The following is a 14,717-nucleotide window of genomic DNA, read 5'->3' as shown; positions in this document are numbered from 1 at the left end:
CGGGCACGAGGGGCAGGGCGGACGGATCGGGTGATGCGCTCGTGCTATCGGCCGCCGGAATCATTCCGGCACGGCCGGGGGCTCCCCGAGACTCGGGCTACCGCAACGTCAACCCGACGAGCAGGAGCCCCCCATGCGTCACCCCAGAGCGTTACTGTCCGCCCTTCTCGGCGTCGGCCTCGCCGCCGTCCTCGGTGCCGTCCCCGCCGGTGCCGCCACCGCCCTTCCGGCCAACTCCCCTGCGGCCGGCGCGGAGACGGCGGCCACGGCCGCGTACGCCGCCTACGAAGGGTCCAAGGAGGACGAGAAGGCGACCCGGGCCTTCTACGAGGCGGTCATGGAGTCCGTCGCCGAGAAGCGCGCCGCCAACCCGGGCGCGCAGGCCGTGACGGTCGTCTACAACGCCTCCCGCGCCCCGAGCTTCCGCAGCCAGATAGCCAGCAGCACCAGCATCTGGAACAGCTCGGTCTCCAATGTGCGCCTGGTGGAGGGCTCCAACGCGGACTTCTCCTACTACGAGGGCAATGACTCGCGCGGCTCGTACGCGAGCACCGACGGCCACGGCCGGGGGTACATCTTCCTCGACTACCGCCAGAACCAGATCTACAACTCGACCCGGGTGACGGCCCATGAGACGGGCCATGTCCTCGGACTGCCGGACCGCTACTCCGGCCCGTGCAGCGAGCTGATGTCGGGCGGCGGCCCCGGCCCCTCGTGCACCAACGCGTACCCGAACGCGCAGGAGCGGGCCCGGGTCAACCAGTTGTGGGCGAACGGGCTGGCCGCCGCGATCGCCCGCGTCTCCTGAGACCGGCCCTCGCACGACGGGCCGGCACCGCACGAGCGACCCGGCCCCCGCACGACGACCGGCCCCGCACCACCGCACCGCAACCGACGGCGTTCCGCCGGGCTTTGGGGCCCGGCGGAACGCCGTCGTGTGTTCACGCCCGTGCCGCTGGCTCCCGGTGCCCCGGCGCCGCCGCCGCGAGTTCCACGGTGGGCGGGAGCTGCCGGCGGATACGGGCCAGCGCCTCGTCGAAGTCGCCGTCGGCGACGTTCACCTCGTAGGCCGTGCCCCCGCAGTGGAGGATCAGGCTGAGGTCCGTCCGGGAGGGGCCGCTCCCCTCGGGCCCGGGGTCGCCCAGTGTCAGCAGACAGCTCAGGGTGGCCCGTTGCACGGTCCCGTCCGTCCGCACGGGAAGCGGCATGTCCCATTCCAGAACGCAGGCGGAGAGGGCGGCTCCCGTCCCCTCGGCCCGCAGCGCGGCGAAGGTCCCGCCGCCGTACTCGACACCTCTGATGCGCGTGCTCACACGGCCGTCGGCAGCGGTTATCGCGACCGCCTCGGCCCCTGCCCGGTCGCGGTACCAGCCCGCCCAGACCTCAGTCGACTCCGATGACATGCGCGGACTGTAGCGGTAGACGGGCCGCTTCCGCTTCCCGGTGCGGCGGTGGGTCGGAACCCCGCCGCAGAACCGGGCCGGCAGGGGCACCGGGCCGGGGCAGGGCGCCGTCACCGGCCCGGTTCAGCAGGTGCGCCGGGTGACGAACTCGGCGAGGGCCAGCAGGTCTCCGGCCGCGTCGAGATCGGGCACCGCGCGGGCCAGTTCACCGACCGCGCGCGACATCCGGTCCGCGGCCTGGAGTTGGGCCCAGTCGCGGCCGCCGGCCCGTTCCACCGCCTCGGCCGCCCGGGCGACGGCCGCCGCGCCCATGGGCCCGTGGTACAGAGCGGCGAGCTCCGCCCCGGCGGGCGTGCCGGAGGCGAGGGCGGCGACCACCGGCAGGGACTTCTTGCGCGCCGCGAGGTCCGCCCCGGCGGGCTTGCCGGTGTGGGCCGGGTCGCCCCAGATGCCGATCAGGTCGTCGATGAGCTGGAAGGCGAGACCGGCCTCCCGCCCGAACGCGTCCAGGGCGCGGACCTCCTCGTCGCCCGCTCCCGCGTACAGCGCGCCGAGCGCGCAGGCGGCCCCGAGCAGGGCGCCGGTCTTGGCCGTGGCCATGCCGAGGCACTCCTCCAGGGTGACCTCCTCGGGCGCCCGCTCCTCGAAGGCGCAGTCGGCCTGCTGGCCGGCGCACAGTTCGATGACACAGGCGGCGAGGCGGGCGGAGGCCGCGACCGAGCAGGGCGCGCGGTCCTCGGCGAGCAGGCGCAGGGCGAGCGCGAACATCGCGTCGCCCGCGACGATCGCGTCCGCCGTACCGAACACCGTCCAGGCGGTGGGGCGGTGCCGGCGGGTGGCGTCCTCGTCGATGACGTCGTCGTGGAGGAGGGTGAAGTTGTGGGCGAGCTCCACCGCGGCGGCGGCCCGCACGGCGTGGGCCGGGTCGCCGCCGAGGGCCCGGCAGGCGGCCAGGACCAGGGCGGGCCGGACGGACTTGCCCGCCCCGGCGGCGGCCGGGCTGCCGTCGGCGTGCTCCCAGCCGAAGTGGTACATCGCCACCCGGCGCATGGAGCCGGGCAGGCTGTCGAGGGCGGCGCGCAGCTCGGGCTGGACGGCACCACGGGTGCGTTCCAGCAGACCGGCGGCCCGGCGGCCCTCGGCGGTGTCCTGAATGGTCAACGGGGCCTGTGCCTTTCGCAGGGGCGTTCGCGCACGTTCGCCGGGACGTTCGCGGAGGCGTCCGCGCCCGTCCGCAGGGACGTCCGCAGGGGATGGAAGACCTTCCGGGGGACGGCGGCGGTGCGTCCGCCGGGGCGCGGCAGGGAACGCGCCCCCGGCGGACGGCCGGTGTCAGCGCCAGCGGCTCACCTCCACGTTCTCCAGGACGCCGAGGGCGTCGGGGACGAGGACGGCGGCCGAGTAGTAGGCCGTGACGAGATAGGAGATGATCGCCTGCTCGTCGATGCCCATGAAGCGCACCGAGAGGCTGGGCTCGATCTCGTCCGGGATGCCGGTCTGGTGGAGGCCGATGACCCCCTGCTCCTCCTCGCCGGTACGCATGCAGATGATCGAGGTGGTCCGGGCCTCCGAGATCGGGATCTTGTTGCACGGGAAGATCGGGACACCGCGCCAGGACGGGACCTGGTGGCCGCCGATCTCCACGCTGCCGGGCACCAGACCGCGCTTGTTGCACTCGCGCCCGAAGGCGGCGATGGCCCTCGGGTGGGCGAGGAACATCTTCGATCCGCGGCGCCGGGAGAGCAGTTCGTCCATGTCGTCCGGGCTGGGCACGCCGTCGTGCGGCTGGAGGCGCTGCCCGTAGTCGCAGTTGTTGAGGAGGCCGAACTCGCGGTTGTTGACCAGCTCGTGCTCCTGGCGCTCGCGCAGTGCCTCGACGGTGAGCCGCAACTGCTGCTCGGTCTGGTTCATCGGCTGGTTGTAGAGGTCGGCGACCCTGCTGTGGACCTTCAGCACGGTCTGGGCGACGCTCAGCTCGTACTCGCGCGGGGCCGCGTCGTAGTCGACATAGGTGTGCGGGACGAGCGCCTCGCCGACATGGCCGGCGGAGAGGTCGATCGCCGCCTCGCCGTACTTGTTGGTGCGCTGCTGGGGCAGGGCGGCCAGGCCGGCGAGGTGGGTGCGCAGCGACTCGGCCCGGTCCGCGAGGTTGATCACGTCGTCCCGGGTGAGCACGAGGACCGTGCAGGCGGTGGCGGCGCGGGCGGTGTGCGGCCAGACCGCCTCGCGGTCGACGAGGGCGTGGTCGCCGAAGTGGGCGCCGTCGGCGAGGACCTCCACCACCGCCTCGTCGCCGTAGGGGCCCTGGCCGATCTGCTCGACCCTGCCGTGCGCCAGGAGGAAGACCCGGTCCGCCGCCTCCCCGCCGACGGCCAGCACCTCCCCCGCCGCGAACTCGCGCTGCTCGCACCGGTTCGCCAGCTCGGTGAGCGCCGCCTCGTCCTCGAAGTCGCGCAGGGCCGGCAGCTCGCCCAGCTCGGCCGGGATCACCGCCACCCGGTCGCCGGTCTGTACGAACGTCACCCGGCCGTCGCCGACCGAATAGCTCAGGCGGCGGTTCACCCGGTACGTACCGCCCTGCACCTGCACCCACGGCAGCATCCGCAGCAGCCACCGGGAGGTGATCTCCTGCATCTGCGGGGCGGACTTGGTGGTGGTCGCGAGATTCCGCGCGGCAGCAGTGCCGAGGCTCTGCTGTGACTGGGACGTCTGTTCGCGGACGTCCTCTGCGGAACCAACCGAACCAACCGTCATGTGAGTATCCCTCTCGATCATGTTTCTGACCTGCGAGGAACAGCCTTTCAGTACAATCCGTCATCGCACCATTACACAAATGAGTGGGACTGGATCACCGCGGACCGGGGAAGCGGCCGAAAGTGCTCGCACACCGGCGACAATGCGCTGGTGAACAAGGAGACGCGGGACCCCGGGGAGCCGCCGGATGCGGCCGCCGCGCTGCGCCCCCGGCTGCCGTCCCCCCTCGTGCCGGTGGCGGACGAGCGCTTCGAACGGCACGGGGTGCGGCTGCTGCTCAAGCGGGAGGACCTGATCCACCCGGACGTCCCGGGCAACAAGTGGCGCAAACTCGTCCCGAACCTGCGGGCCGCCGCCGGCCGCCCGGTGCTCACCTTCGGCGGCGCCTGGTCCAACCATCTCCGGGCCACCGCCGCGGCCGGCCGGCTGCTCGGCTTCCCGACGATCGGGGTGGTGCGCGGCCACGAGCTGGCCGACCGCCCCCTGAACCCCTCCCTCGCCCGGTGCGCCGCCGACGGTATGCGCCTCCACTTCACCGACCGCTCCTCCTACCGCGCCAAGAACGAGCCCGGGACCCTGGCGCGGCTGCTGGCCGAGGCAGGCGCCGAGGACGCCCATGTGGTCCCCGAGGGCGGCAGCAACGCCCTCGCCGCCCGGGGCTGCGCCGAGCTGGGCCGGGAGCTGCGCGAGGCGGACGAGGAGATCGCCGTCGCGGCCGTCGCCTGCGGCACCGGCGGGACCCTCGCCGGTCTGGCGGCCGGTCTCGGCCCGGGGCGGCGGGCCCTGGGCGTCCCGGTACTGCGCGGCGGCTTCCTGGGGGACGCCGTCCGGGGCCTCCAGTACGAGGCGTTCGGCGGCCCGGCCGGGAACTGGAGCCTGGCGGAACGTTTCCACTGCGGCGGCTACGCCCGCACCGGCCCCGAGGTGGAGGCGTTCGCGGCCGGTTTCGAGGACCGCCACGGCCTGCCCGTGGAGCGGGTGTACGTGGCCAAGCTGCTGTACGGGCTGAGCGTGCTGGCCGCCGAAGGGGCGTTCCCCCGGGGCTCCGCGGTGGCCGCGGTGATCACCGGCCGCCCCTGGCCCGCCCCCGCGGCCGACGGCCCGTGAACCGGCCGCCACCCGGGGGTCCCGCGGCGCAAGTCCCCAAGGCGCTTTGTCGACGGTTCGGCACCCTGACGCATGGGTACGTCAACCATCCGCCGGTTCCGCGCAATTGGGCCCTGCAGACCACTAGCCACTGTGCGTACTCGTTGGCTTACCATGAGTGACAGTCATCGGCTCAGGGGGCCACGGCGACAGGGAACCGGGGATCGCGATAGCGTCGCCGGGCCAGTACCGGCTACGTCATCACGTACCGCACGGCCGCGGGGGTGTTTCCCACGGCCCAGAGAGAGCTTGTGCCACCTTGGAGGTGAGGGTGTCCCAGATCGCAGGCGAGCCCGGGACCCAGGACTTCGTGGAAGTCCGGCTGCCGGCCGCGGGTGCCTACCTGTCCGTCTTGCGTACGGCCACCGCCGGACTCGCAGCCCGCTTGGACTTCACCCTCGACGAGATCGAGGATCTGCGGATCGCGGTCGACGAGGCGTGCGCGATCCTGTTGCAGCAGGCCGTCCCCGGATCGGTCCTGAGCTGCGTGTTCCGGCTGGTCGACGACTCCCTCGAAGTGACGGTGTCGGCGCCCACGACCGACGGCCGCGCGCCCGAGCGCGACACCTTCGCCTGGACGGTGCTCTCGGCACTGGCCGGGAAGGTCGACTCCTCGGTCGCCGATGACCGTACTGTCTCCATCAGCCTGTACAAACAGCGCGGCGCGGGACCCGGGCCGGCGTGAGCAACGGAAACGGGGATGGTCCGATGCGGGAGGACGAGGAGCGTGGCCCGAGGGTGCTGAGCGCGTCGGCCGGCATCCCGGAGCAGCAGGCCCGGCCGCACCCGATGGTGGACGATCCGGCGGAGCAGGCGCCGGTCGGGGGTGCTCCCCCGGATCCCGCCGGCACCAGCACCGCGCAGGCGAGGGCCCGGGAGAAGGCGGCGGACCGGATGAGCGAGAACGAGCAGCAGGAGCACGAGCCCCGGCACCGGCACGACGCGGGCGACCGCAGCGGGGCCCGGGCGATGTTCATAGAGCTGCGCGCGCTGCCGGAGCAGTCGCCCGAGCGCGCGGAGCTGCGCAACCAGCTGGTGCGGATGCACCTGCCGCTCGTCGAGCACCTGGCCCGCCGGTTCCGCAACCGCGGCGAGCCGCTGGACGACCTCACCCAGGTCGCCACCATCGGGCTGATCAAGTCCGTGGACCGCTTCGACCCGGACCGCGGTGTGGAGTTCTCGACCTACGCCACGCCGACGGTCGTGGGTGAGATCAAGCGCCACTTCCGCGACAAGGGCTGGGCGGTCCGGGTGCCGCGCCGGCTGCAGGAGCTGCGGCTCGCCCTGACCACGGCGACCGCCGAGCTCTCCCAGCAGCACGGCCGCTCCCCCACGGTGCACGAGCTGGCCGAGCGGCTGGGCATCTCGGAGGAGGAGGTCCTGGAGGGCCTGGAGTCGGCGAACGCCTACTCCACGCTGTCCCTGGACGTCCCCGACACGGACGACGAGTCGCCGGCGGTGGCCGACACGCTGGGCGCGGAGGACGAGGCGCTGGAGGGCGTCGAGTACCGGGAGTCGCTGAAGCCGCTGCTGGAGGATCTGCCGCCGCGGGAGAAGCGCATCCTGCTGCTCCGGTTCTTCGGGAACATGACCCAGTCCCAGATCGCCCAGGAGGTCGGCATCTCCCAGATGCACGTCTCCCGGCTGCTGGCGCGGACCCTGGCCCAGCTCCGGGAGAAGCTCCTCGTCGAGGAGTAGGAGCGGTCAACGGGGCGGGCGGGCCCCGCCGGGAAGCGGGGCCGTCGCGGGGGGGGCGCGGCCGGTCAGTCCCGCGAGACGGCGCCGATGCCCAGGGCCTGGGCGGTGGTCGGGTTCACCAGCAGCACGAGCCCCGTCACCGCCACCGCCGCCAGGGCCATGCCGAGCGGGATCAGCGAGCCCTCGGCCCGCAGCAGGGTCCAGGCCGGGATCAGCGCGATGAGCTGAGTGATGATCGCGGGCCCGCGGCTCCAGCTCCGGCGCAGCAGCAGACCGCGCGCGGCGGCGAGCGGGATGAGGCCGAGGACGATCAGGGTCACCCCGCCCGTCTCCGCCGCAGTGGGACTGTCGGGCCCGCCGACGAGGCCCATCACCAGCATCCAGACGCCGCCCGCGAACAGCGCCAGCGCCTCGGCGGCGCAGACGGCCGCGGCGGCGGTCAGGCGGGTGGGGCGGGGGGTGGTGGTCTCGTCGCTGCTCACTCCTGCAGGGTAGCGGGGCGCCCGCGGGCCCCGGACTGGGCCGGGTACCGCGCGGTAGGTACGCTGCATCGCATGCGCGCACTCCTCGTGGTCAACCCGGCAGCAACCACCACCAGTGCCCGCACCCGTGACGTCCTGATCCACGCGCTCGCCAGCGAGATGAAGCTGGAGGCGGTGTCGACCGAGTACCGGGGCCATGCCCGCGACCTCGGCAGACGGGCCGCCGACGCGGACGACATCGACCTCGTGGTGGCCCTCGGCGGCGACGGCACCGTCAACGAGGTCGTCAACGGACTGCTGCACAACGGCCCCGACCCGGAGCGGCTGCCGCGCCTCGCCGTGGTCCCGGGCGGTTCCACCAATGTCTTCGCCCGCGCGCTCGGTCTGCCGAACGACGCCGTGGAGGCGACCGGCGCCATTCTGGACGCGCTCCGTGACCGGACCGAGCGGACGGTCGGCCTGGGCCTCGCGGCGGGGACCCCGGACACCGAGGACGCGGAGGTGCCGGCCCGCTGGTTCACCTTCTGCGCGGGCCTCGGTTTCGACGCGGGGGTCGTCGGCCGGGTCGAACAGCACCGCGAACAGGGCCGGCGTTCCACGCACGCCCTCTACGTCCGCCAGGTGATGCGCCAGTTCCTCGACGACCCGCACCGGCGGCACGGGACGATCACCCTGGAGCGGCCGGGCCAGGACCCGGTCGAGGACCTGGTGCTGTCGATAGTCTGCAACACCTCCCCCTGGACCTACCTGGGCAATCGCCCGGTCTACGCGTCCCCGAAGGCGTCCTTCGACACCGCCCTCGACGTGCTGGGACTGTCGAAGCTGTCCACCCCGGCCGTGGCCCGTTACGCGACCCAGCTGCTGCGGTCGAGCCCCGATCGCGGCCCGCACGGCAAGCACGCGGTGACCCTGCACGACCAGACCGACTTCACCTTGCATTCCAAGGTCCCGCTCCCGTTCCAGATGGACGGTGACCACCTCGGGCTGCGCACGAGCGTGACGTTCACAGGCGTTCGCCGTGCACTGCGTGTGATTGTGTGAGCGGAAGGACCGAAAGTCCTTTATCTCGAACGTATGGGCGCGGCTCCACCCCATAGAAGTACGGCTGTGACCTAGTCGACACCGAGGAATCAAAAAAAACTTTCCGGAAGGGGTTGTATCCGCCGCCGAGGTTTGCGAATCTCTACATGGCGATCGGGACGGCCCGCAACAACGGCCCCACAGAACGCCGGAACCCCTTCCACGAATCCAGGACCCTACGCCGGGCAACTGGCGATCGGCCCTTCCCTTGTCAAGGGATTCGTGAAAGCGTTCACATTCACAAGCAACCTGCATGAAACACCAAGGAGAGGTAGCAGCCATGGACTGGCGTCACAACGCCGTTTGTCGCGAGGAAGACCCCGAGCTGTTCTTCCCCATCGGCAACACCGGTCCCGCGCTGCTGCAGATCGAGGAAGCCAAGGCCGTCTGCCGCCGCTGCCCCGTCATGGAGCAGTGCCTGCAGTGGGCGCTCGAGTCCGGTCAGGACTCCGGCGTCTGGGGTGGCCTCAGCGAGGACGAGCGCCGCGCAATGAAGCGCCGCGCCGCTCGCAACCGGGCGCGCAACGCCAGCGCCTGACGCCCCCGCTACCGGCCTCCGCCGGCGGTCGCGTGCACCGCGTACGCATTCACCGCCATCGAGCCGCAGCGCGCAGTACCCCGCATCGCATACGCGAGCAACGAGCTTCGAGCCCCGGACCGCCGACGGTCCGGGGCTCTTCGCTGTGCACAGCAGGTGCGGCCCGGACGCCCCGGGGCGCGGAGTTGCGGGGAGGCGCGGTCAGCGGGGGTCCGGGACGGGCACGTCGAGGACCACCCGCGTCCCCCGGCCCGGCGCGGCGACCGGCAGCATGTCGAAGGTCCCGCCCAACTCGCCCTCCACCAGGGTCCGGACGATCTGGAGCCCGAGGTTCCCCGCCTGCTGGGCGTCGAAGCCCTCCGGCAGGCCCTTGCCGTCGTCCTGGACGGTGATGAGCAGCCGGGCGCTGCCGGGGCGGCTGTCGCCCCGGACGGCGGAGACGTCCACCGAGCCCTGCTCCCCCGGTGCGAAGGCGTGCTCCAGGGCGTTCTGCAGCACCTCGGTGAGGACCATCGACAGCGGTGTGGCGATCTCCGCGTCGAGAATCCCGAAGCGACCGGTACGCCGGCAGTCGACCTTGCCCGGGGAGATCTCGGCGACCATCGCGATGACCCGGTCGGCGATCTCGTCGAACTCCACCCGCTCGTCCAGGTTCTGGGACAGCGTCTCATGGACGATGGCGATGGAACCGACCCGGCGGACCGCCTCGTTGAGGGCCTCCCGGCCGCGCACGGAGTCCATCCGCCGGGCCTGGAGGCGCAACAGGGCGGCCACGGTCTGGAGGTTGTTCTTCACCCGGTGGTGGATCTCCCGGATGGTGGCGTCCTTGGTGATCAACTCCCGTTCCCGCCGCCGGAGTTCGGTGACGTCCCGGAGGAGGACCAGGGAGCCGATGCGCACCCCCTTGGGCTTCAGCGGGATGGCGCGGAGCTGGATGACCCCGCCGTTGCCCTCCACCTCGAACTCGCGCGGGGCGTAGCCGCTGGCCAGTTTGACCAGGGCCTCGTCGACCGGGCCCCGGGAGGGCGCCAGTTCGGCGGTGATCTGGCCCAGGTGGTGGCCGACGAGGTCGGAGGCGAGGCCGAGGCGGTGGTACGCGGAGAGGCCGTTGGGACTGGCGTACTGGACCACGCCGTCGGCGTCCAGGCGGATCAGCCCGTCACCGGCGCGCGGGGATGCGTCCATCTCGACCTGCTCGCCGGGGTACGGGAAGGTGCCGGCGGCGATCATCTGGGCGAGGTCGGAGGCGGACTGGAGGTAGGTGAGCTCCAGCCGGGACGGCGTGCGGACGGTCAGCAGGTTGGTGTTGCGGGCGATGACGCCCAGCACCCGGCCCTCGCGCCGTACGGGGATGGACTCGACCCGTACGGGCACCTCCTCGCGCCACTCGGGGTCGCCCTCGCGCACGATGCGGCCCTCGTCGAGCGCCGCGTCGAGCAGGGGCCGGCGGCCGCGCGGGACGAGGTGGCCGACCATGTCGTCCTGGTAGGAGGTGGGGCCGGTGTTGGGGCGCATCTGCGCGACCGAGACATAGCGGGTGCCGTCCCGGGTCGGGACCCACAGCACCAGGTCGGCGAAGGAGAGGTCGGAGAGGAGCTGCCACTCCGAGACCAGCAGATGGAGCCAGTCGAGGTCGGACTCGCTCAGGGCGGTGTGCTGGCGGACCAGATCGTTCATGGAGGGCACAGCAGCGAGGGTACCCGCGGGCCGCGGCGCCACGACGGGACCCTCAGCCCGTCGGGCACCGCAGCCCGGAGTTGCCCGGCCCACGGGTGTGCGGTTCCCGTCGGCCGTTTCAGAGGTCTCGGCGCAGTCAGGGCAGAGAGCGTCGGGGACCTCGTTCCACCCTCCTGTGCGGGGAGGGCGGAGGCTTGTGTCTGCAATTGTGGACTAGACCATTCGGGACTGTCCATGCATCTGCCGAGTTTAGTTCCCCGGCCATACTTATGCACGGGGCAAAAGGGACCGACTGCCGGTTCGTCCCGCCGACCGGAGTTCCGTGCGTCACGGTCCGGGCCCCCGGCACTCCGCCGCGTCACGGATCAGCGCGTCTCGGTGACCTTCGCCAGCGCCCGGGGCGCGTCCGGGTCCTGCCCCCGCGCGATGGTCACCTCGTACGCCAGGAGCTGGAGCGGCAGGATCTCCAGGATCGGCTGGAGCTCTTCGGGCACCCCCTCGGCGGGCAGCACGAAGCCCGCCGACGCGGCCTCCACCTGGGCGGCGGGCCCGATCACGACGAGGTCGGCGCCGCGCCCGCGCAGCCGGTCCAGGACGGGCTGGAGTGCCTCCCCTCCCCGGCCGCCGGTGACCACGGCGATCACCGGCGAGACGTTGTCGACCATGGCGAGCGGGCCGTGCAGCAGATCGGCGCCGGAGTAGGCGAGGGCCGGGATGTAGCTGGTCTCCATCAGCTTCAGGGCCGCCTCCTTCGCCGTGGGGTAGCCGTAGCCCCGGGAGGTGATCACCATGCGCTCGGCGAAGCGGTAGCGGGCCGCCAGCGCCCGCACCTCGTCCCGGCGGGCCAGCACCCGGGCGGCCAGCTCCGGGAGGGCGTCCGCCGCCGAGGTGTCGCCGTCCCGGAGCCCTTCCACGAAGAGGTAGAGGGCGAGCAGGGAGGCGGTGTAGGTCTTGGTGGCCGGGAGGGCCTTCTCGGGCCCGGCCATGATGTCGATGTGGAACTCGGAGACCGCCGCCAGCGGGGAGTCCGGGTTGTTGGTCACCGCCAGGGTGACCGCCCCGGCCTCGCGGGCGGCCCTGGTGGAGGCCACCAGGTCGGGCGAGCCGCCGGACTGGCTGACGGTGATCACCAGCACGTCCCGCAGGTCGGGGCGGGCGCCGTACGCGGTGGTGGTGGACATGGAGGTCAGCCCGCAGGGCAGGCCGAGGCGGATCTCCAGCAGGTACTTGGCGTACAGGGCCGCGTTGTCGGAGGTGCCGCGGGCGGTCAGCAGGACGAAGCGCGGCCGGCGGGCGGCCACCCGGGCGGCCGTCTCACGGATGCGCGGCGCACCCTCGTCGAGGATGCGCCGCAGGACCGCGGGCTGCTGGGCCGTCTCGCCGGACATGATCCGGCCGGGGAGGTCGGCGTGGCCGGGGTCGTCGCCGGGGGCGCTGTGCTCGGCCGGGGTGGTGGCGGACATGGGTGGTGCCTCCAGGCGGTCCAGGTGCCCGGGGCGCCCGGCCAGGCCCGGCACCCCCCGGCACGGCACGGTCGCGCTCCGGTCAGACCCCGTCTCCCCCGCCGGTGACGACCTCGGCGGCGGCGCGTCCGCAGACGCGGGCGGCACCACGGGTCGCGATGTGCAGGGCACCCCTCGGTTCGGCCCGGTCGACGCCCATCTCGACCACGATCGTGTCGGGACGGGCCGCGACCAGGGCGTCCAGCGCCTCGGCCATCCAGGGGTGCCGGTGGACGTCGCGGACCACGGCGACGATCCTACGGTCCCCGCCCGCCCGCAGCACGTCCGCGACCACGGCGGCGGTGCCGGTCCCGGCCGCGTAGGAGCCGGTGGTGGTACCGGGCAGCAGGGCGGCCAGTTCGGCGGCCACGCCCCACGGGGTCTCGTCGCCGACCGCGATATTGGCCACGGGCGCCAGGGCGGCCACGTACACGGGTGAGGTGACGGGCTCGAAGGGGCGCTCGCCGGGGGTGAGGCGGACCGCGCGGCGGGCCGCGACGAGTCCGATGCCGGAGCCGGGCGCGGTCCCCTCCTGTGACGCCGCGCCCGGCTCTGCTGCAGCCCCCCTGGCCCGGCGCGTCCAGTCGGCGAGGGCGCGCACGCGCGCCGCCGCGTCGGCCAGCCGCTCCTCGGGCAGGTCGCCGTCCCGTACCGCGGCGACGATCGCGTCGCGCAGCCGCAGCACGGTGCCCTCGTCCGCGAGGCCGCCGCCGACGCAGATCGCGTCGGCGCCCGCGGCCAGGGCGAGGACCGAGCCGCGCTCGATGCCGTACGTCGACGAGATGGCCTGCATCTCCATCCCGTCCGTGACGATCAGGCCCTGGTAGCCCAGCTCTTCGCGCAGCAGACCGGTGAGGATCTGCGGGCTCAGGGTCGCGGGACGATTCGGGTCGAGCGCGGGCAGAAGGATATGCGCACTCATCACCGCTTTGGAACCCGCCGCGATGGCCGCGCGGAAGGGCACCAGCTCACGGGCGTGCAGTGTGTCCAGGTCCACATCGATGCGGGGCAGCGCGTGGTGCGAGTCCACATTGGTGTCGCCGTGTCCGGGGAAGTGCTTGGTGCACACCGCGACTCCGGCGGCCTGCATGCCCTCGACGTACGCGACGGTGTGCCGGGCCGTCAGCTGCGGGTCGGCGCCGAAGGACCGCACCCCGATGACCGGATTGTCCGGGTTCGAGTTGACGTCGGCGGAGGGCGCCCAGTTGAGGTCGACCCCGCACGCGGCCAGCCGGCGGCCGAGTTCGCGGGCGACGTCCCGGGTCAGGGCGGTGTCGTCGACGCAGCCCAGCGCGTAGTTGCCGGGGAAGGAGGAGCCGCCGCGGACTTCGAGGCGGGTGACGTCGCCGCCCTCCTCGTCGATGGCGACCAGGACGTCGTCCCGTTCCGCCCGCAGCCGCGCGGTGAGGGCGGTGAGCTGCTCGGGCGTGACGATGTTGCGGCCGAACAGGCCCACCGCCGAGAGCCCTTCGCCGATCTGCCGCAGCAGCCAGTCCGGTGCGGTGGTGCCGGTGAAGCCGGGCTGGAGGACGGTGAGCGCGTCACGGACGAGGGTGGCGGAGGCGCCGCTGAGGAGTGTCGTCATGGTGGGCGTCATCCCTTCACGGCGCCGGCGGTCATCCCGCCGACGGCGCGCCGCTGGAGGAACAGGAAGACGATGAGCACGGGGAGGGCGAAGAGGGTGGAGGCGGCCATGGTGGCGCCCCAGTCGTCGCCGAAGGCGGTCTGGAACTGGGTGAGCCAGAGCGTCAGGGTGTGGGCTTCCTTGTCCTTGTTCAGGACCAGGACCATCGCGAACTCGTTCCAGGCGGTGATGAAGCCGAAGAGCGAGGTGGCCATCAGACCGGGGGCGAGCAGCGGGAAGATCACCTTGCGGAAGGCCTGGCCGCGGGTGCAGCCGTCGATCTGGGCCGCCTCCTCCAGCTCCACCGGCACGGCGGCGATGAAGCCGCGCAGGGTCCAGATGGTGAACGGGAGGACCATCACGAAGTAGATGGCGGTGAGCAGCGGGATGCTGTTCAGCATGTCGCCGTCGCGGGCGATCATGTACATCGCGATGACCATGACCTCCCAGGGCGCCATCTGGGCCATCATCACGACGAGGACCACGGCCCGGCGGCCCTTGAACCGCATCCGGGCGATGGCGAAGCTCGCCGCGAGGGCGACCAGCAGGGCCAGCAGCACCGCGCCGAAGGTGACGATCAGGCTGTTGGTGACGAAGGTCCAGAACAGGTCGACGCCCGTCGCGGTGGGGTAGTTCTCGAAGGTCGGGGTGAAGACGAAGACCGGGTCCTTGGAGAGGATCTCGTGCTGCGGCTTCAGCGAGGACGAGAACATCCAGTAGACGGGGAAGATGAAGAGCGCCGCCAGGAGGAGCGCGGTCAGGTTCTTGAGGATCGCCGCGGGCTTCAGCGGCCGGCGCCGGCGCAGGACCTGC

At 72.6% G+C, this 14,717-nt stretch carries 14 protein-coding genes; 6 read left to right on the top strand and 8 right to left on the bottom strand.

Annotated elements, in window-relative coordinates:
- Positions 1-133: 133 nt before the first annotated feature.
- Positions 134-808: a snapalysin gene (gene snpA, locus ABZ457_RS09120; RefSeq protein WP_359155550.1), complete on the top strand. Its 675-nt coding sequence runs from the start codon at positions 134-136 to the stop codon at positions 806-808.
- A gap of 133 nt (positions 809-941) precedes the next feature.
- Here the strand turns inward: snpA and ABZ457_RS09115 are convergent, their stop codons facing one another.
- The 3 genes from ABZ457_RS09115 to ABZ457_RS09105 all read right to left on the bottom strand — a co-directional run bounded on the left by ABZ457_RS09115 (position 942) and on the right by ABZ457_RS09105 (position 4,157).
- Positions 942-1,403 carry a DUF6304 family protein gene (locus ABZ457_RS09115; protein ID WP_359155548.1) on the bottom strand — a complete coding sequence of 154 codons (462 nt, stop codon included), beginning with the start codon at positions 1,401-1,403 and terminating at the stop codon, positions 942-944.
- A gap of 123 nt (positions 1,404-1,526) precedes the next feature.
- Complete coding sequence (locus ABZ457_RS09110; protein ID WP_359155546.1) at positions 1,527-2,564, bottom strand: family 2 encapsulin nanocompartment cargo protein polyprenyl transferase; 1,038 nt, start codon at positions 2,562-2,564, stop codon at positions 1,527-1,529.
- Positions 2,565-2,735: 171 nt separating this feature from the next.
- Positions 2,736-4,157, bottom strand: coding sequence for a family 2B encapsulin nanocompartment shell protein (locus ABZ457_RS09105; protein WP_359155544.1), 1,422 nt, complete (start codon positions 4,155-4,157; stop codon positions 2,736-2,738).
- 150 nt (positions 4,158-4,307) lie between these two features.
- Here ABZ457_RS09105 and ABZ457_RS09100 point away from each other — a divergent pair, with 150 nt between their 5' ends.
- The 3 genes from ABZ457_RS09100 (at position 4,308) to ABZ457_RS09090 (ending at position 7,001) form a co-directional block, all read left to right on the top strand.
- Complete coding sequence (locus ABZ457_RS09100) at positions 4,308-5,264, top strand: pyridoxal-phosphate dependent enzyme (protein WP_359155542.1); 957 nt, start codon at positions 4,308-4,310, stop codon at positions 5,262-5,264.
- 310 nt (positions 5,265-5,574) lie between these two features.
- On the top strand, positions 5,575-5,988 hold the full coding sequence (locus ABZ457_RS09095; RefSeq protein WP_018845530.1) for an anti-sigma regulatory factor: 414 nt from the start codon (positions 5,575-5,577) through the stop codon (positions 5,986-5,988).
- A 23-nt stretch (positions 5,989-6,011) separates the two neighbouring features.
- Positions 6,012-7,001 carry an RNA polymerase sigma factor SigF gene (locus ABZ457_RS09090; RefSeq protein ID WP_359155540.1) on the top strand — a complete coding sequence of 330 codons (990 nt, stop codon included), beginning with the start codon at positions 6,012-6,014 and terminating at the stop codon, positions 6,999-7,001.
- 65 nt (positions 7,002-7,066) lie between these two features.
- Here ABZ457_RS09090 and ABZ457_RS09085 read toward each other — a convergent pair whose 3' ends face one another.
- Positions 7,067-7,483 (bottom strand): hypothetical protein, encoded by a 417-nt coding sequence (locus tag ABZ457_RS09085; protein ID WP_359155538.1) that lies wholly within the window; start codon positions 7,481-7,483, stop codon positions 7,067-7,069.
- A gap of 72 nt (positions 7,484-7,555) precedes the next feature.
- On the opposite strand from ABZ457_RS09085, the gene ABZ457_RS09080 reads away from it, so the two are divergent.
- Positions 7,556-8,524 (top strand): diacylglycerol kinase family protein, encoded by a 969-nt coding sequence (locus ABZ457_RS09080; protein ID WP_359155535.1) that lies wholly within the window; start codon positions 7,556-7,558, stop codon positions 8,522-8,524.
- 319 nt (positions 8,525-8,843) lie between these two features.
- On the top strand, positions 8,844-9,101 hold the full coding sequence (locus ABZ457_RS09075) for a WhiB family transcriptional regulator (RefSeq protein ID WP_003953983.1): 258 nt from the start codon (positions 8,844-8,846) through the stop codon (positions 9,099-9,101).
- Positions 9,102-9,302: 201 nt separating this feature from the next.
- Here the strand turns inward: ABZ457_RS09075 and ABZ457_RS09070 are convergent, their stop codons facing one another.
- The 4 genes from ABZ457_RS09070 to ABZ457_RS09055 all read right to left on the bottom strand — a co-directional run bounded on the left by ABZ457_RS09070 (position 9,303) and on the right by ABZ457_RS09055 (position 14,710).
- Positions 9,303-10,778, bottom strand: coding sequence for a PAS domain-containing sensor histidine kinase (locus ABZ457_RS09070; RefSeq protein ID WP_359155616.1), 1,476 nt, complete (start codon positions 10,776-10,778; stop codon positions 9,303-9,305).
- A 365-nt stretch (positions 10,779-11,143) separates the two neighbouring features.
- Positions 11,144-12,241 (bottom strand): SIS domain-containing protein, encoded by a 1,098-nt coding sequence (locus ABZ457_RS09065; RefSeq protein WP_359155533.1) that lies wholly within the window; start codon positions 12,239-12,241, stop codon positions 11,144-11,146.
- Positions 12,242-12,323: 82 nt separating this feature from the next.
- A complete protein-coding gene (locus ABZ457_RS09060) occupies positions 12,324-13,865 on the bottom strand; it encodes a glycoside hydrolase family 3 protein (protein ID WP_359155530.1) in 1,542 nt (513 codons plus the stop codon).
- A gap of 8 nt (positions 13,866-13,873) precedes the next feature.
- Entirely contained in the window at positions 13,874-14,710 is an 837-nt protein-coding gene (locus tag ABZ457_RS09055) for a carbohydrate ABC transporter permease (RefSeq protein WP_359155614.1), read from the bottom strand.
- Positions 14,711-14,717 lie beyond the last annotated feature (7 nt).

This window comes from Streptomyces sp. NPDC005805 (assembly GCF_040630445.1).
Taxonomy (GTDB): domain Bacteria; phylum Actinomycetota; class Actinomycetes; order Streptomycetales; family Streptomycetaceae; genus Streptomyces.
The sequence above is the reverse complement of the archived record's forward strand: the minus strand, read 5'-3'. Positions and strand labels throughout refer to the sequence as shown.